A 20,328-nucleotide genomic window follows, 5' to 3' on the forward strand; every position below is an offset into this window, starting at 1 on the left:
CCCTTAAATCAACTACTTTGAAATCAATTTATATATTATCTATTTATATTAATTTACGATTATTTTTAGAATATTTGTTTATTTCTGAATGTTTTCTTTATTCAAATGTTTGGCTATGTTTGAATTTTTGACCATATTTGAATTTTTAAGAAAATAGAAGTAAATTCTATCTAATTTTGTCTAATGAGCGATATACTGGTCAGACCACCTCTGAAAGGATTTGATAATACTCCTCCAATCTATTAAACTTAGAATTGCCTTATAGACGCAAGCTATATCCTATTTTTTAAATTGTCAGTTTAATCTATATGTACTCATTATTTAGAACTTCTTTACATTTGGGAAAAAGATACAGAAAGGATTGATTTTATGGTTCTTCAATTAGGCGCTTTCGCTTTCACTGCTATTGCAGTAATGTTAGCAGTGCTAGAAGTAGCACACATCTCCCATCTTATTTAATCTGATAACAATAAACCAACCATGTTCGCGTATAGTATGAGGCTATGAAAAACCCAAACCGTTTTCTTGCGGTTTGGGTTTTTCTATGGATAGATCGTTTGCATGTTCCTCAATAATTCCCTTCTTTACTGGGTAATTAAACCGCCTTACCAATTCCTGCTTCTTTGAAATACCGAACCATGGCAGCAGCAGAAATTTTTATATTCTGCAGCTTCCATAAGAAATACTCTATTGTTTCCTGCCGAATCTGAGTCAGCTGGCTCTCATCCCTGGAAACCAGTGAATTTTTCTCCATATGATCAATAACCTGCTGTATATAGGAAACCGAAATCATATCATTGATTGGCTCTTTAAGCGTATCATTGATTAACTGTCCAAAATGGTTTTGATATTGGAAAATCAGATTTTCGGGACCAAGCATCATTAAAATAAGTTTATCTAGATCATTTATTGCGGGATGTATCAGCTGATCCAATTGATCTTTCTCCATTAGATAAGGCAAAATTGCCAAGATATACCCTTGAGTGAGATAGCCTAATCCAGCCCCTTCCTTACCATTTGTATAATCTGAGAGATTACATTTTTTTTGATGATGATCCCCGATGATAAATAACCCTTCAAATAATGATTTAGGAACCTCAATTAACCAATAATAAGTAAGACCTCTTTGCTCCAAGTCTGGCATTGCCATTATATCCTGCGTTAATACTGTGATTTCTTCTAAAAAGGTATAGTGTATATATTCTTCCCTCGAATACAAAAGTGGTCGAAATATTGGTCCTAAGAAACTTCGTGTCAAGAAAATTTTCGTTAAGCTATTTTCCCCTATGCCTCTTACCATATTCTTCACCCTATCCTATTTTAAAATCCTTCTATTTAGATGATCACTCACTGACAACGCATTTGCCGCTTTACATTCTAACATTACAGGACAAAAGTTAAGGTCTCTTTATTTATTATCTAGAAATTCATAGTTTTAATACCATAAAAAGGGGACTCTTCTACAATCATGTAGAAGAGTCCCCTTTGACTCAAACGTTTCATTTTTAAGTTACAAAAATTGCCATACAAATAAAAAACAATCGTTTATCTCTGATATACATTGTATTACGTTTTCGTTAATTTTACAAGGATTTTCTCTGCTTTTTTAATAAGAATTATCTAAAGCTGACAAGGTACTAGTCTTCTTTATCCTTGCATTTTTTATGTCATTCACATACACTTAAAGCAATATATTTTTTTAAGAGTGAGGTTCATATATGAAATTAATATCATGGAATGTTAATGGTTTAAGAGCATGCCTTTCAAAAGGCTTTGAAGATTTTTTCAACACTGCAGATGCCGATATCTTTTGTATACAAGAAACAAAAATGCATCCCGACCAAGCTGAAATTGGACTTATCGGATATGAAAAATATTGGAACAGCGCTGTAAAAAAGGGATACTCCGGTACTGCCGTTTTTACACGCATAACACCATTATCCGTTACCTATGGTTTGAATATAGAGGAGCATGACCAGGAAGGCCGCATCATAACCTTGGAATTTGAAGATTTTTTTCTGGTAAACGTCTATACTCCTAACTCCAAGCGAGAACTCCTCCGCTTGGACTACCGTATGAGATGGGAGGATGAATTTAGAACCTATCTTACCGCTCTAGATCAGAGTAAACCTGTCATTATTTGCGGCGATATCAATGTTGCTCATCAGGAAATCGACATTAAGAATCCCAAAACCAATCGGCGCAATGCCGGGTTCACCGATGAGGAAAGAGATAAAATGACCGCTTTATTAGAAGCTGGCTTTACCGACACCTTTCGCCATATATATCCTGATAAAATTGATGCCTATACCTGGTGGTCCTATATGATGAATGCCAGAGCCCGTAATATCGGTTGGCGTATTGACTACTTTTTAGTGTCTAACACATTAAGAGACGCTATTAAAGAGGCTACCATTTATCCTGATGTCATGGGCAGTGACCATTGCCCAATTGGATTAGAGATCTTCTAAAAATAAGAAAAAAACACGTTGAAACACGAAGACGCGAAGAGTGCGAAGAGTGCGAAGAATTATGAAGTTTTTTTATAACGATTCTTCTTTATGTTCTTCGTGTCCGCGCTAGCGGTTTCGTGTCTTCGCGGTTGCGGCATTGTGCTTTTGTGGTTCCCGCTAGCAGTCGTCAGGCTGCTAGCTTTTCTTTTTTTAATGCCAAAGCAGGTATTGCCAAACTAACCAATATAAGAGTTACACCAAATAGATAGGGTAAATTAATGTGAATATCAAATAAGATTCCTGCAATGGATGGGCCAATGATAATTCCCAAACTAGTGTAAGTATTACTCATTCCAGCCACAAAGCCTTGTTCTTCGCCTGCCATCTTGGACAATAACGTATGAATTGCGGGGCGTAAAATGGAAGTGAAGGCAATATGAAGTGTTGTTACAAGAAGTATGTACCCAAAGCTCCCTGGAAGCAGCATTAGTGCTAACGATGCCGCTGATAAAACCAAACTCATATTGATAACGCTTTTTTCACCAAAACGGCGCAGCAGCCAATCAATCAATAGTGCCTGGACAAGAACACCCATTAACACACCTACCGTAAGTAGAATCGCTATATCCTTAGGTGTGTATCCATATTTCACATCCACATACATCCCAAACACCACTTCCACACTCACTAACCCAAATGTCAAAATAAAAATCAATACCAGAAGAAAAAAGTAGGGAGCCTTAAAAGACAACGCAACCTGTGAGAAGATATTTTCACTTTTAATCAGGGAATTTCTGGCAACTAATTGTTTTTCTTGGGATAAAGTCTCAGGTAACAACAAAAAAGCTGCAATCATGGAGAAAGCCGAAGCAGCCGAAGCCACATAAAAGGGAAGGCGTAAGCCATATTCAGCCAAAAAACCTCCAATGCCAGGCCCAATTACAACACCGAAAGACATGGCTGCTCCTATCCAGCCGAGGCTTTTGCCGCGATTTTCCTCTGTGGTGATATCTGCCACATAGGCCGTAATTGCCGGAGTTGTAAAGGCAATACCAATTCCGCCAATCAGTCTGGATACATACAGCATCCACAACTCGTTAGCCACGCCGAAAAGATACTGTGATACACTAAATAAACCGATTCCAGAAACAATGATAATTTTGCGTCCATACTGATCCGCCCACTTACCTGCAAGAGGTGAAAATAAAAATTGGGTGAATCCCATAGCCGACACCAAATAACCAAGAGTTGCGTTATTTACCCCAAAATCCTGCACAAATTTAGGTAAAACCGGAATGATCAGCCCAACCCCCACTTGAGAAATAAACATATTCACAATCAAGATCATAAGTGGCATGTTAGAATATTTCAACTTACTCATTTGCAAAAATCCTACTTTCATAAAAATTCAGTATTCGAAAAATCGCCTTGCTCATTGTCTTTTATAGCTAGTGAATCAATCCATGCCTCTGTGATTATACATAATCTAAAAATAAAATGTAATTTAGTATTGACTAACATTTTTGAAACGACTATAATCGTAATTGATCATGATTATCATCTTCAACAGGTTAACATCTTATCACTTTGACTGTCGTCAGTCAAATTAATTGGATATTGGTCCATCAATCTGATTGATGACCCGTAGGTTATTATATTTCTTTTTTTTACTAACCGTCAAATAAATAATTCACGTATCCCCTGCAATTTATATTATTTAACTATTTTTCATTGTGATACGGGAAAAGAAAGGAGCGTGCTATGAAGAAATAATACATATATTTTTTACAACACACTGACTGCCGTCAGTCAATTATTCGACAAGGTTGTTATTTCCTCATAATTTTTATTACATAAGGTCATTATCTATTTTTATAATTACAATAGCGAAAAATAAGGAGAGATTACCATTAACAAGCAGCAAAAAAAATTATTATGCTCACTGCTAAGCAGTGCGATCGTATTAAGTACTTCCGGAATCGTAGCCGCTGAAGAAGCTTCTGCAACAGAAGAAACCTATAATTTCGATGAATATGTGGTAACTGCCAACCGTATGCCTGTAAAGCAGACGGAGGTTGCAGCAAATGTTACTATCATTACCCAGACAGAAATTGAAAAAGGCGGCTTTACCAGCGTACCTGACATTCTAAGCAAAAGTAATGTTGAACTACAGACAAACGGTAAAAGTACCGTTCCCGTTCTCAATGGAGATGATCGCGTATTAATCCTAGTGGATGGCCGCAGAATGAATTGGGATCACCTTGTCATCAGTGGCAACAGCCATGCTGGTGTAAATCTGGACATCTTGCCTGTAAAAAACATTGAACGAATTGAAATTGTCCGTGGCCCTGCGTCTTCATTATATGGCAGTGACGCTGTCGGCGGTATTATTAATATCATTACCCGCAAAGCAAAAACTCCCAGTACCTCCATTGCATCAGAATTTGGCAATTGGGGCCTACGTCGTTATAGCCTCACCACCGAAGGCAGAGAAAATGGGATTGGCTATTTGATCACTGCAGAAAAGAAAAAGAGAGATAGCTTTGAGTATAAGAGCCCTAAAACTGGTAAAACAATTACTAGCCAAGATAGTCAGATAGATCAAGAGTTTATGACGATGAAGCTAGATAAAGAATTTAGCAATGGAAATTCTCTTTCTCTGGATATAGAGCATGGGAATGATGAATCTGGTTTTGGTATTCCTAATGCATACTCTTTCTGGCAATACCCAGGTGGCTATCGAAAAATAGTGGATAATAACGTTGCACTAACTTATCATTGGGGACAAAATAAGGGATCAGAAAATTTCTTTCGCGTATATCGCAACACCACTGAGCAAGAATACTTTAAATCATTAGACTCCATCGCTAATCTTTATTCTAACGGCTTTAATTGGCAAGAAAACTGGCAACTTAGTAAAGGTCATACCCTGACTGGTGGTGCAGATTGGCGCGAAGAACATATCGATGACGAGATCTCCATTAATCAAGGCTATACAAATAGAGCACTCTTTCTCGAAAATCGCTGGTCATTAGCAAATAACTGGTCAGTAACTGCCGGGACGCGCTATGACGATCATAGCATCATCGGCAGTAATACTACTTCTCGTGTCACGGTAAATAAAGAATTAAATACTACTACCAATGTCTATGCTTCATGGGGACAATATGTAAAGAATCCTACGCTCTTCGATCTTTTCGTCGATAATGGCTGGACAATTGGTAATCCAAATCTTAAACCGGAAGAAGGAACTACAACGACTCTAGGTATCAATACCAAACTAGGCGATGGAACAAAGCTGCAAGCCAGTATCTACAGCAGTCGTCTCAAAAATGCCCTAGAATTTATGGCTGGAAAAGATGGAGATTCTGGCTATATCCCTGGTTATTACTATAATGTTAGTAATGAAAAAAGACAGGGATTAGACTTAAATCTATCCCGTGAATTATCACCTCAATGGAACGTAAGTGTTGGTTACGCTTACAATAAGACTGAAATTAAAGACAGTACATCAGCTGACTATATAGCTTATGCTCGTAACACCCAGCCAAATGGTTATCGTTTGAATGTTCAGTATGATCAGGACCAATGGAATGCAGGTCTTATCCTGCGAAGTGCAACGGGTCGTAGCCTTACAGAATTCACCTCTAAATCCTACGTGACCCTTGATATGATCGTTAACTACAAAATCAATCCTGACACGCGTATTTATCTCAAAGGATATAACTTGACAAATAAGGCGTATGAGCTAAGTTCTACCAATGGATACGGGTATCCTGGAACCTATCCAATGCCAGGACGAAACTTCTACGTCGGCGTAGAACATCGTATGTAATTTCTACTATAATCAAATATGCACTGCCCCCATTGTTGGCGGGCAGTGCATATTCATTTATCTAAAATGGTATGGTTTACAAAAAGTGCAGCACCCTTTAGAATGAGTATTGAGGATTCTTCTCAATAGCATTCTAAGGGGTGCACCCTGCCGTTCGTTGCCCAAAAATGAAGTAGGAGATTTTTTACAAATATGACACAATTAAAACAGCGACTATCCATTGAATACGATGCTGCCATCCAAAAGAATCATGTTTTTTTATTTTTGCTGACAGGACTCGGTATACTTGCCTTACTCTCCATGTTACTGGCAGTTGGTTTGGGCACAGTAAAAATTCCACCTGACATTGCCTATAAGATTATTGCTTACAAACTGTTTCATTTAAATATCGATAATGTAATGAGCCAGGTGTCCCCTGCTCATATGGATATCATATGGCAAATCCGTTTGCCTCGTGTTATTCTGTCTGCTGTTGTAGGCGCAGGTCTTGCTATGTGCGGCACTGTCATGCAGGCTTCTGTGCAAAATCCTTTAGCAGAGCCTTATATTCTTGGTATCTCCGCCGGTGCTTCTCTCGGTGCTACTTTCTCCATCCTTATCGGCAGCGCCTCGGGATTATTCTTCGGTCTTGGTACTGCCTTTTGGGCATTTATCGGGGCATTGGGAGCATCCTTCTTTGTTCTGGTCTTATCAGGTATCGGGGGCAGAATGTCAACAGTGAAAATGGTTCTATCCGGTTCCATTGCCAGTGCTTTATTCATAGCCCTCTCAAATTTACTTATATATATATCCAATGATGCTGAAGGCATTCGCAGCGTCACCTTCTGGAATATGGGATCATTAGCCGCAGCTAAATGGGATAATCTAATGTTACCCGTGGTTGGAATTACCCTGTGTTGTCTATTCTTTCTATTTCAATCCCGCACCCTCAATACCTTACTCTTAGGAGAGGAAGCTGCTATCACCTTAGGCATCAATCTGACGAAAGTACGCCGCCTCTATATGATGATTACAGCTCTCATTACAGGACTGATCGTTTCTGTCTGCGGCATTTTTGGTTTTGTGGGACTGGTAATTCCCCACGTGGTGCGTGGTCTAGTCGGATCAGACCACAAACGTTTAATGCCAGGTACTATCCTAATCGGAGCTATTTTCTTAACATGGGCCGATGTATTGGCACGCATCATTTTAAAAAGTGGTGAATTGCCCATCGGTATCATCACGGCCTTGGTGGGAGCCCCCTTTTTCATGTATATTCTGTTTAAGCAGTCCTTTGATTTTGGAAATAAGTAAGGAGGTTCGGAATGGATCTGGAATTAAAAAATATTAATGTAAAGCTTGGCGACAAAAACATTATTCAAGATATTTCCTTGGCGGTTGCCAAAGGAGAATTTGTAGGCATCATTGGCCCCAATGGCAGTGGAAAGTCCACACTATTGCGCACCATCTATCGAATCATTCAACCCAACAGCGGCATAATTTTGCTGGACGGACAGAATCTAAAGGATGTTAAATTATCCGAATCCGCTAAAAAAATGGGCGTCGTAGGACAATTCAACAGCATTAACTTTGATTTTACAGTGCTGGACATGGTTATGATGGGGCGTACACCTCATAAAAGCTTATTAGGTTCAGATACCCCTGCCGATTATGCAATTGCTATGGATTCCATCCAAAAAGTAGGTATGGAGAAACACGCTAATCGTAGTTTTTCCACCTTATCCGGGGGTGAGAAGCAGCGAATTATATTAGCGCGCGCTTTGACCCAGCAGCCTCAGTTATTAATTTTAGATGAACCGACAAATCATTTGGACATTAAATATCAGCTCCAGATTCTTTCGATTGTGAAGTCACTTGGTATTGGTGTACTTGCGGCATTGCATGACTTAAGTCTGGCAGCCATGTACTGCCATAGATTATATGTATTAAAAGAAGGCAATGTAATCACAAGTGGCGTACCGAATGAAATTCTAACTCCCGAACTGGTCCGAGATGTATATGAAATTGAATGCGACATTCAGGAAAACCCAGCTACAGGCTATCTTTCCATTACCTATTACCCCACTAGTCGCCATGCTTAAGAGGAGATGTATAATGAAAAAAACGACACTAAACCTAATTCCCCTTATCCTATGCTTTATAATCATCCTTTCACTAGCAGGCTGTGGCCAATCCAATCCTGCTGCACCAAAAGCTGCCTCAACCCCTTCCCAAAACAATGATGCAAAGTATCCCGTTACCATTTCTAATTACGACAGTAATGAAAACCCAATTTCCTATACCTATAAAAAAACTCCTGAAAGAGTAGCCATTATTCACCCAGGCGCAACGGAACTGCTGTTAGAATTGGGCCTTGAAGACCGTATTTTATCCACCATCGCCCCCTATGGTGCTCCTTTAGACCGGATAGCCGAGAAATATGCCAAGCTTACCATCATGAAGGCCAAATATCTTCCTTCCCAAGAAGAATTACTGGAAATGCAGCCCGATATGATCATTGGCTGGGCTCATAATTTCCGTTCCAGCGAACTGGGAGATGTAAAGTCCTGGCAGGAACGTGGCGTTGGAACTTTTGTTATGCAAAGTACACTAACGAAAAGCCAACCGACTGTCGATACTGTCGTCTATGCCTTTGTTGCTGATATGGGTGCCATTTTCGGTATTCAGGAAAAAACAACCTCTTACATCCAAAATCTCAAGGATCGGATTGCCAAAGTCCAAGCAGCGACGAAAGACATTCCGCAGAAAAAAACGGTGATTGTACTGCAAGATCATTTCAATGGTACCTTTTCGGTCTATGACAGCCACTATTTAATTAGCAATATGATCGATCTTGCCGGCGGCAAGAACCTTTGCCAGGACATCACCTCCTTTGTCGGTGCCGAAAAAGTGCTGGCCTTTGATCCGGATTTCATTATCTATGTATCTCATGATAAAAATGAAGATGCAAAGGATCTTACTGATGAAGAAGCATTAAAAGCGTTGCATGAAGTCTCAACATTACAAAGCATGAGAGCGATTCAGAAAGGCAACATCATTAACCTTCCTTTCTTCACTGTGAATAACGGCGGAATCCGTACAGTTGACGCAATCGAGAAAATTTCTCATGGACTCTATCCTGAACAATACCAATAAGAAAAAACGCTTCGCGTTCTTTAAATAAAACATAGAGAAAAAAGCACGTTGAAACACGAAGACGCGAAGATTATGAAGTTTTTTTATAACGATTCTTCTTTGTATTCTTCGCGTCCGCGCTAGCGGTTTTGTGTCTTCGCGGTTCCGTGCTTTTGATCAAAGAACTTAAAACTTCTTTATGCTAAGTACTTAACATAAAGCTATGCCTTATTCTTGACAAAATTTTCTTTTTTATTTACAATATTAACTGATCGTAGTCAGTTTCATGGAAGAGAGGTGTTATTTATGATTAGAGTTACGAAAGATCCTGAAATACGCCAGGCTGAGCTGATGGATGCAGCGCAAGAACTGTTTATTTTACTGGGATATCAGCAAACTACAGTAAGTACGATTGTGAAAAAGGTGGGCGTAGCCCAAGGAACATTCTATTATTATTTTGCTTCTAAAGAAGCCATTTTAGAAGCTATATTTGCCCGCCATGTGACAACTATGCTCCTGGAAGTTCAGACCTTTTATTCCGACCAAAATACGGTATTAGAGAAATTACAACTATTTTTTAACCTTTTCTACAAATTATGCTACTGTGATGAACCTGGCCTAATTGGCAAGATTCTATATAAAGAAAAACAAGGTTTGTTAATTAATAGGCTTTGGCGGCAAATGCTACTCACTACACAGCCAATTTTTAAAGGAATCCTAGAGCAAGGCAACAAAGAAGGACTCACAAATGTCATACATATGGATGAAACATTTTCTTTTTTTGCTGGCATTATGGCTGCCTTACTGGAAGCTAGCTCGCCTTTAGAATTTGGTCATGAAGTAGATCCAGTCATTGTAGCGAATAAATTAGAAATTGCGGGAAAATTAATTGAGAATTTATTAGGAGCACCTGCTGGCAGCATTCATTTGAAGCCTCTTACATCATAAATAAACAATTAAACCAAAATAAATTCAAAATAGCGGCTTTTAATCTGATTCTCCTAAGAAAAGTCCCCATAATGTATAAAACTGCTCTCGATATCTAGTCGAGAGCAGTTTTCTTAGTTTAATTATAAACCTAATAAGTTGGCAGGAGATATTTTTGTCATCTTCTTCATCATATCTTGGATAATCCTGCATTGGCTAAAAAACCTAGACCCTATTATTTATATAACAGTAATCCCATGGTAACGATACATGCGATGAACATGCCTGGTGCATTACGCTTGGCAACTTCCATAGGTGAAGTACCAGCTAGAGTAGCACAAATAATCAAGCCTCCGGCAACTGGGGACATCGTACGCCCCAGTGCAGCACCAATCGCTGCCATACTTCCCATATCCGTGGGTAATAAGCCAAACTGAGCAGCCTCAGGAGTGACCACCTTATTAAAGGCAACTGCTCCTGCATCACCTGAACCAGTTACAATTCCTAAAATAAAGGGTCCAAAACCTGCACTTACCTTGGCAATAGCAGGATTAGAAATCATGGCATTAATTAAAGCTTTAACAAGACCAATAGCATCCATACCGCCTACAAAAACGAGTGCACAAATAATGATACCAAATACATGTCCAAAAGAGTCCCCTACGCCATGCCAAAATTCTTTTGAAATTTTAGCTGGGCTTACGCGGGTAACGAAAAAGGCACAAAACACGCCAATAATCATCGCGTGAGAAATAGCCAATTGTTTTAGTACAGGAATTACATTCATATTGCCTAAGACAAGAAGTGCAATAGGAACCAGTGGTACGATGGCGCGCAGATAGTTTACCTTAAAATTACCTAAAGTATCTTCTACTGCTCTATCCCCAGGCAGTTCATAACCTTTATTTTCTTTTTTCAGATAGGCAACTACTAATAAACTGAATGCACCAATAATACCTGAAGCTAATAATGCTGGAAAATGATTGGCCACAACATCGATTGGTGTAGATTTCGCCACATTAACGATTATAGCAACCTGAGCATATCCTGGGTTAAACATGGCTCCATACGTTCCTGCATAAATACAAGCCGCGGCAATTGCGGGATGGATTCCTGCAGCCATCATGAGAGGTATCAAAATAGAGCCAACTGCTGCTGAACAGCCTGCTGAGCTGGTAATAGAAGTATTAATGAAGAAAGTCACTAGCGTTGATGCTGGAATAAGCAATGGTCCAGCCTTTTTTAACGGTTTGATCAAAGCATTAATTAAGTGTTTGTCGCATTCCGTGACTTTCATGACCATAGCAAACCCCATAACAGATATAATAGCTTCAAATAGCTTGCTCTCCAGCATAGCATGAGAAAAAGCTTTTAACGGAGCCATTGGTTCTCCCGCGACAAGAGCCATCGCCACACCAGCACAAAACAAGATCATACGCGTTTCATACTGCTTGACCAACAAATAAATAGTAATAAGAATTATAATACAACCAATAAAAATTAACATAGTAACCATCCTCCTAACTATATTTAAAATTCATTTACGCTTAAATATTTCGAATAATCTGGTTAATATGAACCCAATAACCATACATGGCACGAAAGATGCTGCACACATAGTATAGATGGGATACGTAACTACATTAACTATAATACCGTCCCACCTATAACTACTTGCAGCAATGAATTGATCCAAGTCTAGTTCATATATTTATCTTGGCATAATAATTGATCAGGCATCCCGCCAAAATAATATCACGATCATCTTTGGAGAGGTTCTCGATCTTCAAAGTAATGCTTTCTTGACTAGCAGCGTGCATAATATAGCCTTGCACATTATCTGCCCCTGCGGCGATTGCTTGACGAATTTCTGGAATATATAGTAAATCATCCACAGCAAATTTCTGCTTATCCTCTTCATTAATGGTGAAAGGAATCATACCCCAATTAATCAGATTACTGCGATACCGTTTGGTAGCGTACTCAATCGCAATATTTGCATCTCCACCTAAGACCCTTTGGCAAGAAGCCGCCTGTTCTCTTGCTGATCCATCACCAGGTTTCACGGCAAAAACAAGACTGCCAAGTCCCGTTTCTTTAATGAGGGTTTCGAGCTGTTCTGGTGTTTTTTCACCTGCTACATTTGCTAAGAAAACATCCTCAATTTCTGCGAATCCCTTCCCTTGTGCCACTAGTTCTTGACGCTTGAACTCTACCTGCTGAATGGCTTTGGCTCTGCCCACATAAGCAGGATCTCTGCGAGACAAGGTAAACTCAGCTAATTTCAACGGATTGGAGCGATAGGACGAGGTTTCACCGGAAGGAATTAGTTCATCTGTCGTAGTAACAGGATCATGAATCACGGCAGCTACCTTAAGCAATAAATTTTCCGGCAATGAGCGTATTTTCGGCCAAGGAATAATGTTGGGTCCAAAAACCAGTTCTTCTTCAGGATGAGGTGTTCCAAAACCTTGATAAATTCGATTGCCATAGATCTCTTGGTTAAATGTATATGGTAACATGGCTGGGGAAAATTCAAATTCAGTAGCTGCCGTTACGATCCCCCTATTTAATGCAGTCGCAGCAATGGAACGAGCATCCATCAGGGCCACCGAGGCTAATTGACCATTATCAGGCTTAGAGCCTTCACGATTCAAAAAATTTCGTGTAGTATGACGAATACTAAGGGCATTATTCCCAGGAACATCTCCAGCACCAAAACACGGTCCACAGAAGGCCGATCGGATACTAGCGCCTGCAATCGTTAATTTTTCAATGGAGCGATTATTCATAAGCTCAAGAAATACAGGTTGGCTGGAAGGATACACACTTAAGGAAAAATCGCCCAGAGACTTTTGTCCAAGCAGCTGTGCCATTGCCACAATATTTTCATAAGTACCGCCAGCGCAGCCAGCAACAACCCCTTGTTCTACTTTTAAGCGACCGTTAACTATCTTATCTGTCAGTTGGAAGGTAAGATTAGGGTTATTAATCTGTTTTCGACCTTCGGTTTCAACGTGATGCAGAATTTCCGCCATATTCTGATTTAACTCAGAAATGGTCCAGGCATTGCTAGGATGAAAAGGTAACGCTATCATTGGTCTAATACGACTCAGATCCACTTTCACTAATCCGTCGTAGTAGCTTACTTCCTGTGGCTCTAATTTCCGATAAGCTTCAGAACGACCATGAATTTTATAATACTCTTCTACCTGTTCATCCGTACGCCAAATAGAAGATAGACAGGTAGTTTCCGTAGTCATTACATCAATGCCATTGCGATAATCCACGGTAAGATTGGCAATGCCTGGTCCAACAAACTCCATGACCTTGTTTTTAACCATACCATTTTTAAAGACAGCTTTGATGATAGCAAGAGCCACGTCTTGCGGCCCAACACCAGGTACTGGACAACCTTCAAGATAGATCCCAATGACTTCAGGATAAGCAATGTCATAGGTACGCTCAAGGAGCTGCTTGGCGATTTCCCCACCGCCTTCACCAATAGCCATGGTTCCCAATGCGCCATAACGAGTATGACTGTCAGAGCCGAGAATCATCTTGCCACATCCAGCCATCATTTCACGCATATACTGATGAATAACGGCTTGGTGTGTTGGAACAAAGATTCCCCCATACTTACGAGCTGCTGAAAACCCGAAAACATGATCATCTTCATTAATGGTACCACCAACAGCACAAAGGCTATTATGGCAATTTGTCAGCACATAAGGGACAGGAAATTCTTGTAAGCCACTGGCAGCAGCTGTCTGGACAATTCCCACATAGGTAATGTCATGAGAAGCCAATGCATCAAAACGCAGCTTTAAATTCTTTTTGTCCTCTGTTGTATTATGGTTATTTAATATTTGAAAAGCAATCGTACCAGTACGAGCTTTCTCTTGATTGATATTGGTTTCTGCCAGCGGCGCAACACCTTTATAAACCAGACGATTATTAATCTCCTCTACTGTAAGCTTATCAGCATCCTTTACCATCACCTGGCCTTTTAAAAGATAAATCCCCTGCTCTATTAGTTCAACCATACAATTAACGCCTCTTTCAATTCATAGTTTTATAGTGCCTAAAAAATTTATAACATTGCATTTTCAGCCAATTACCGTTATAGCGGCGTTCGAATCACATCAATCAAAGTTCCATCCCGGTATTCAACCACCGCAGCTATTTTATCACTCACTTGAATCGGGTCGGGTTTTCCGGCAAATTCATAAGCAAGATCTCTTAATTCTTCAATATCCATCATAGGAAGATTGGCTGCCTTTAGGTTTTTAATTAAATCTTTACGCTGAGGGTTAACCGCGACTCCCCGCTCAGTAACAATGATATCCACCGTTGCTCCAGGAGTACAAACCGTATGTACCTGATCCATCACCATCGGCAAACGACCGCGCAAAAGTGGTGCTACTACAATTGATAACGCAGCACCTGCCGCCGTATCCTGATGACCGCCGACAGCTCCCATAATCACACCGTTGGAGTCCGTAATGACATTGACATTAAAATCCACATCCACTTCCGTAGCACTTAAAATCACTACGTCAAGCTGATTTACAATCGGTCCCCGATTGTGAGGATTGGCATAAAAAGAGGCTGACATCTCCTGATGATTTCTATTTTTCTTTATGGATTCTATGGAAGGAATGTCAAAATCTTGTACATCATATACGGCCTTAATGAGTCCCTCTTCCAACATTTCAATAAAGGGTGCCGTTACGCCACCTAAACCAAAACTGGCTGTGATGCCTTGTTTTTTCATTTTTTCTTTCAAGAAACGAGCTGCTGCTAAGGATGCTCCGCCGCTGCCTAACTGGATGGAATAATCTTGCTTAAAATATCCGGAGTATTCGATTGCTGTTGCAGCATATTGGGCAATGAGTAATTCCCTGGGATCTTTACTAATCCGCAGTGCTCCTGATGCAATCCCTTTTGGGTCGCCAATGCTTTCTACTTGCACAATATAATCCACTTGGGTTTGTGGAATGCTGATGGGAAAAAGAGGATAAGGCACTAAATGATCGGTTATAGCCACTACTTTATCCGCATAAGCTGCATCTACCATTGCATATCCTAAAGAGCCGCAGGCTGATTTTCCTTCTACGCCATTGATATTGCCATAGGTATCACAGGCAGGTGCACCAATAAAAGCAATGTCAATGTGCAGTTCACCGCATTCAATGGCTCTAGCCCGTCCACCGTGAGAACGAATAATGGTGGGTTTGGAGAGTTTGCCGCTGGTCAAAAGCTGCCCCAGCTTTCCTCGGGCACCACTGGTTTCTACTGCTGTAATCACACCCTGCTCAATATAGGGAATGATTTCTTCATTAATGGTGTTAAGAGAACTAGGTGCCAGTGTCAGACCTTTAATGCCTTTTCTAGCAATAGCAGCTATCACCATGTTTAAAACATAATCGCCATTACGGAAATGATGATGAAAGGAAATGGTCATGCCATCTTTTAGCCCCGCTGCGTCAATCGCTTGTTCAATGGACTGTAGGACTTTTTCGGATCGTGGTTTATTTGCAACAATCTTAGGACCTGTGATTTGACCGACTGGCACGTTAGAAAAAGGATCAACATAAGGCGCTACATTTTTAATTCCTGCTATTTTTTCCGGTATGTCTCTGCCGACTCCATTGATCACAATGTTGTCCCCCTTTCGTTCTTGCCAACTGCATTGGCATATGCCAGAGTTCTTTGCGCCCTCTTTACTACTGGTATATCAATCATTTTCCCATTTAAGGACACAACGCCGGATTTACGGGCCAATGATTCTTCATAGGCTGCAATGACTCTTTGAGCATGGTCAATTTCTTTTTCCGTTGGTGCGTAGATTTCATGCACGATGTTTATTTGTCGTGGATTGACTACGGATTTGCCATCAAAGCCCATCTCTTTAATACGAGTGGTTTCCGCAATAAAATCTTCTTCATTGTTGACATCACCAAATACAGTGTCTATGGCATGAATCCCTGCTTCTCTGGCTGCCAGGATCAATTGTCCTCTGCCGGCAAAAAATTCTTTGCCGTCTTTGGTTCGAGAAGTCTGTAAATCCGCTAAGTAATCTTCCCCTCCGATTGCAATTGCTACCATTCGCGGGCTTGCTGCAGCAATATCATAAGCGTTGCGGATTCCCTTTGCTGTTTCAATGGCAGCCATCATGTTGATGCTGCCAGGACGAAATCCATGTTTTATTTCTGCAGCAGTAATCAGCTCATCAATTTCCTCAATGTCAGCAGCTGTTTCTGCTTTAGGCAGGCGTATAAGATCAGGTTTTACGGCCAAGATGGTCTCTAAATCTTTATAGCCAAAAGGAGTGCTGATATGATTAATGCGTACTGCAACTTCACAAGAATAGCGGATGGATTTCATGGCGTTATATACCAAATGACGGGCCGCATCTTTCTCGCTAAGGGCCACAGAATCTTCTAAATCAAAGATAATGGTATCTGCGCCATAGATTCCTGCATTGATTAGCATGCCTGGATTATTGCCGGGTACGAACATCATGGTTCTGCGTAATTTCATCCTAGCACCTCCTTGGCTGCTGCTCTATCAATTGCCGTCATCATACGAGCTCGAATTGTACAATCTAAAGCACCTCTATCATTAGCTGATACATGGACAGCATCAATACCTTGCTCGCGCAAGACCTCCTGAATCACATTGTTGATTTGACGCCCATACTTTTTCAGCACGGGACTGGTCAGCTCAACATGAATTCCTTTATCTGCTGAGACAGGCGTAAGAATGATTAAGATGTCATTTGACTCAACTGTGCCAGCTTGGCTTGGCTCAATAATTTGTAACATACAATACCTCCAATGCATTTTCAAAAGATGATTTATTGTTGTTATCTTCAGAATCTTTCTATTTCAATTGAATTGTACTATAATAAAATCAATAAATATAATATCGATATTTTATAAAATCCATAAAATATTTTTATGGCTACTTGAGAGTGAGGAAATACAATGGATGATAAGGATTGCATCATTTTAAAAATTATCTCCGAAGAAAAAAACATTACCAAAGCAGCTGAACGTCTATACATCTCTCAGCCAGCTCTTAGTTATCGCCTAAAGAATCTTGAAAAAGAATTTAAAGCTCAAATTGTTGTACGCAATACTACAGGAATCGTCTTTACCCCCCAAGGAGAAGAACTACTGGCCTATGCCTTAGAAACACTCACTAAGCTGACAACCATTCGAGAGCGTATCCATAATATGAAGAATTCGGTACAAGGCTCTTTGCGCATCGGAACGTCTTCTGTTTTTGCCCATTGTGAACTCCCTTCCATACTCAAAGGGTTCCTTACTCTCTATCCCAATGTTGAGATATCAGTAAAAACAGGCTTAAGTTCTAAAATGTATACATTACTGCAAAAAGAAGAAACGACGATTGCCATTTTACGGGGCGATCGTTTCTGGCCGGAAGAAAAATACATGCTGAGTGAAGAACCGCTTTGCCTTGCTGCCTGCCATCCAGTTGATTTTAAGGATTTACCCAATCTTCCCCGCATTAATTATGGAACAGATTCTGCATTAAAAGATATGGTTCATAATTGGTGGCGTGAAACATATCCTTGCCCATCAAAAATAACGATGGAAGTCGATAGTATGGATACCTGCCGGCAAATGGTCCTCCACGACCTGGGATGGGCGATCTTACCAGCTATCGGCTTAAAGGAACAGCCCTCACTTTTTACACGGGAATTATACTGGCGTGATAATACCCCCGTTTTACGAAGAACATGGATGTTATGTCGCACTTCATCCCTAAACCTTTCTGCAGTTCAAGCTTTCGTCGACTATATAAAAGATTGTTATCACTTAAATAATTCGCTCCACCTGCCTTCTCATAAAATAATTCATCCCTCATTGTCAGATTTGCAGTCATAACTTTGTTACACTCCAAAACCTTCCTACTACATATGCATTGCAGACTGAAGCAAAAAGAATTACAATAATGACTAATGAATCACTTTTTATCGCAGGGGGTAGATATATGGATTATGGCTTTTGGAGTGCTGTCACACAGTATTATCAGCTAATCGAAACTGCTTTTAGTTATGAGCATGGATATCGCGTAGGAGTATCAATAGCCATTTTTTTATTTTTTTGGCTATTTAGAAATAAATTTACAAAATACATTCTTTATTTGCTAATAAAAATTTGCAACACAAAAGCAACTACAAATGAATATTTAATAACTGCATTTAGGTGTCCTTTAGTAAATACCATTGTCGCATTAGGAACCTATCTGGCATTACGAAATATTTTTCCTCTTGCCTATGATCGTTTATTGGATCAACTGTTACGTTCTTTCATTGTTCTCTTTATGGCTCATGGCATACATAGGTTAGTGAAGCTTTATGGCAATAATGTGGAAGAATTAGGTAATCTTCTTGACCTCAACGTTGATAAGATTTTGATTCCATTCTTCTCAAAAATGATCCGCTTTCTAATACTGGCACTTGCCTTTGTGACAATCTGCAGTAACTGGGGATATGACATTAATGGTTTTATCGCAGGTCTTGGCTTGGGCGGCCTTGCGTTTGCATTAGCAGCTAAAGATCTGCTGGCCAATATATTTTCAGGAATGGTGATTATTGCAGATCGCCCCTTTAGCATTGGCGACTGGATAAAAACAAGCGATTTAGAAGGAACCATAGAAGATATTAATTTTCGAAGCACCAAAATTAGAACCTTTGAGCACGCTTTGGTAACGGTCCCAAATTCCAATCTAATCAATGCTCCTATTATTAATTTTACAAAACGGGAAATGCGCAGGATTACCTTCAACCTTGGAGTAACTTACGATACTCCAAGTCAAGCCCTTAAAAAATGTATTGAAAAAATTCAGCATATGCTTGTCCAGCATCCCTCCATTGATAATAAGACGATTTTTGTGAAGTTTGATTCATTTGGTGAAAACGGCTTGCATATCTTTATGTACTTCTTTACAAAAACTACAGTCTGGGAAGAATATTTAAATATCAAACAAGATGTAAACTTTCAAATTCTGAAAATACTAGAAGAAGAAAATGTAAGTATTGCCTTCCCCAGAACAAGCCATTATTTTGAGACCCCTCTCCAAATCATAGATCCTGCTCAATCAATCTTAACTAAAAAGTGAAAATAAAAAGATCGCTGCAGTATGGCTAAAATAGTCCACACAGGTACAGCGATCTTTTTATCTTTATTTACTTAAAGTATGCTTTAGGCGCATTTTGTCACTACAAACCGGACAAATATCATGGGTTAATTCGGCTTCCGAATTTTTCATAAGATACTCTTCCAATCCCATCCACTCACCTTTTTCATCATGAATACGATGGCATACTGAGCAAATAGGGATTAACCCTTGCAGTTGAGTAATGAGGGAAACATCCTCAGCAATTACAATTACCATAGTCCTCTTTTCGTATTGGATAGGAGAAGCTGTCACTAAAAGGGTCATTACTTTAACTTGGCCTTGATGAAAAACATGAAAGGTGCCTTTATTCCGTGAAACCACTTTACCACTCAAGGCTTCAAACACGCTTTTTCGTAAAATACATTTCTGGCAAACAATACATTCCCCGCATCCTTCGGGAGTATTCGCATTAATACACTTTAGTATATTTCCACACTTTTTTAAGTAGGCTTCTTCATTCGAAATATTAAAAATGTTTTGGGCAGCTTCATTGATGACCTCTATTTTTGCTGCATCGTTGACTATCATTAGAGCTAGCGGCAGAGTTTTTAATAGAAAAGCTGCAAAGTCACTATCTAGCTCATTCCATTGATATCCCGTTCCCTGCATGATCTTACCCCACCTTTCTACAAAATCATACTCACTTCTCCTCTATGTCTTATGATTATTTTTCTTATCCATTAGTTCGACATATCCTTTCTACTACCTTCTTCCATAAAGTAAAGCCACTTATCTATCCCTATTTACAATTATTCTCTTGCATAATTATCCAGCATATTGATA

At 39.7% G+C, this 20,328-nt stretch carries 16 protein-coding genes; 8 read left to right on the plus strand and 8 right to left on the minus strand.

Annotated features, from left to right (window positions below):
• Positions 1-595: 595 nt before the first annotated feature.
• Entirely contained in the window at positions 596-1,300 is a 705-nt protein-coding gene (locus FR7_RS21215; protein ID WP_007950703.1) for a hypothetical protein, read from the minus strand.
• A gap of 418 nt (positions 1,301-1,718) precedes the next feature.
• On the opposite strand from FR7_RS21215, the gene FR7_RS21220 reads away from it, so the two are divergent.
• Positions 1,719-2,471 (plus strand): exodeoxyribonuclease III, encoded by a 753-nt coding sequence (locus tag FR7_RS21220; RefSeq protein WP_007950705.1) that lies wholly within the window; start codon positions 1,719-1,721, stop codon positions 2,469-2,471.
• A gap of 169 nt (positions 2,472-2,640) precedes the next feature.
• Here FR7_RS21220 and FR7_RS21225 read toward each other — a convergent pair whose 3' ends face one another.
• Positions 2,641-3,834, minus strand: coding sequence for an MFS transporter (locus tag FR7_RS21225; protein WP_007950707.1), 1,194 nt, complete (start codon positions 3,832-3,834; stop codon positions 2,641-2,643).
• A gap of 654 nt (positions 3,835-4,488) precedes the next feature.
• On the opposite strand from FR7_RS21225, the gene FR7_RS21230 reads away from it, so the two are divergent.
• From FR7_RS21230 to FR7_RS21250, 5 genes are all read left to right on the plus strand, one after another.
• On the plus strand, positions 4,489-6,288 hold the full coding sequence (locus FR7_RS21230) for a TonB-dependent receptor plug domain-containing protein (protein WP_237769566.1): 1,800 nt from the start codon (positions 4,489-4,491) through the stop codon (positions 6,286-6,288).
• Between the two features lie 192 nt (positions 6,289-6,480).
• Positions 6,481-7,581 (plus strand): FecCD family ABC transporter permease, encoded by a 1,101-nt coding sequence (locus FR7_RS21235; RefSeq protein ID WP_007950710.1) that lies wholly within the window; start codon positions 6,481-6,483, stop codon positions 7,579-7,581.
• Between the two features lie 11 nt (positions 7,582-7,592).
• Entirely contained in the window at positions 7,593-8,369 is a 777-nt protein-coding gene (locus tag FR7_RS21240) for an ABC transporter ATP-binding protein (RefSeq protein ID WP_007950712.1), read from the plus strand.
• Between the two features lie 13 nt (positions 8,370-8,382).
• Entirely contained in the window at positions 8,383-9,423 is a 1,041-nt protein-coding gene (locus tag FR7_RS21245) for an ABC transporter substrate-binding protein (protein ID WP_007950713.1), read from the plus strand.
• A gap of 285 nt (positions 9,424-9,708) precedes the next feature.
• Entirely contained in the window at positions 9,709-10,350 is a 642-nt protein-coding gene (locus tag FR7_RS21250) for a TetR/AcrR family transcriptional regulator (protein WP_007932867.1), read from the plus strand.
• Between the two features lie 214 nt (positions 10,351-10,564).
• On the opposite strand, the gene dcuC is transcribed toward FR7_RS21250, so the two are convergent.
• The 5 genes from dcuC to citD all read right to left on the minus strand — a co-directional run bounded on the left by dcuC (position 10,565) and on the right by citD (position 17,159).
• Positions 10,565-11,836, minus strand: a complete 1,272-nt coding sequence (gene dcuC / locus FR7_RS21255; RefSeq protein WP_007950717.1) for a C4-dicarboxylate transporter DcuC — start codon at positions 11,834-11,836, stop codon at positions 10,565-10,567.
• A 196-nt stretch (positions 11,837-12,032) separates the two neighbouring features.
• A complete protein-coding gene (locus FR7_RS21260; RefSeq protein ID WP_007950718.1) occupies positions 12,033-14,375 on the minus strand; it encodes a hydratase in 2,343 nt (780 codons plus the stop codon).
• Between the two features lie 77 nt (positions 14,376-14,452).
• Positions 14,453-15,991 carry a citrate lyase subunit alpha gene (gene citF, locus FR7_RS21265; RefSeq protein WP_007932878.1) on the minus strand — a complete coding sequence of 513 codons (1,539 nt, stop codon included), beginning with the start codon at positions 15,989-15,991 and terminating at the stop codon, positions 14,453-14,455.
• Positions 15,988-16,875, minus strand: a complete 888-nt coding sequence (locus tag FR7_RS21270; RefSeq protein ID WP_007932879.1) for an aldolase/citrate lyase family protein — start codon at positions 16,873-16,875, stop codon at positions 15,988-15,990. Before FR7_RS21270 ends, citF begins: the two co-directional genes overlap by 4 nt.
• Positions 16,872-17,159, minus strand: a complete 288-nt coding sequence (citD, locus tag FR7_RS21275) for a citrate lyase acyl carrier protein (RefSeq protein ID WP_007932881.1) — start codon at positions 17,157-17,159, stop codon at positions 16,872-16,874. Before citD ends, FR7_RS21270 begins: the two co-directional genes overlap by 4 nt.
• Before the next feature lie 162 nt (positions 17,160-17,321).
• Here citD and FR7_RS21280 point away from each other — a divergent pair, with 162 nt between their 5' ends.
• Entirely contained in the window at positions 17,322-18,248 is a 927-nt protein-coding gene (locus FR7_RS21280) for a LysR family transcriptional regulator (RefSeq protein WP_007932882.1), read from the plus strand.
• A 37-nt stretch (positions 18,249-18,285) separates the two neighbouring features.
• Positions 18,286-19,485 (plus strand): mechanosensitive ion channel family protein, encoded by a 1,200-nt coding sequence (locus tag FR7_RS21285; RefSeq protein ID WP_237769567.1) that lies wholly within the window; start codon positions 18,286-18,288, stop codon positions 19,483-19,485.
• A 63-nt stretch (positions 19,486-19,548) separates the two neighbouring features.
• Here FR7_RS21285 and FR7_RS21290 read toward each other — a convergent pair whose 3' ends face one another.
• A complete protein-coding gene (locus tag FR7_RS21290) occupies positions 19,549-20,154 on the minus strand; it encodes a nitrogen regulation protein NR(II) (protein WP_007932884.1) in 606 nt (201 codons plus the stop codon).
• Between the last annotated feature and the right edge of the window lie 174 nt (positions 20,155-20,328).

The organism is Pelosinus fermentans DSM 17108 (assembly GCF_000271485.2).
Classification (GTDB): domain Bacteria; phylum Bacillota; class Negativicutes; order DSM-13327; family DSM-13327; genus Pelosinus; species Pelosinus fermentans.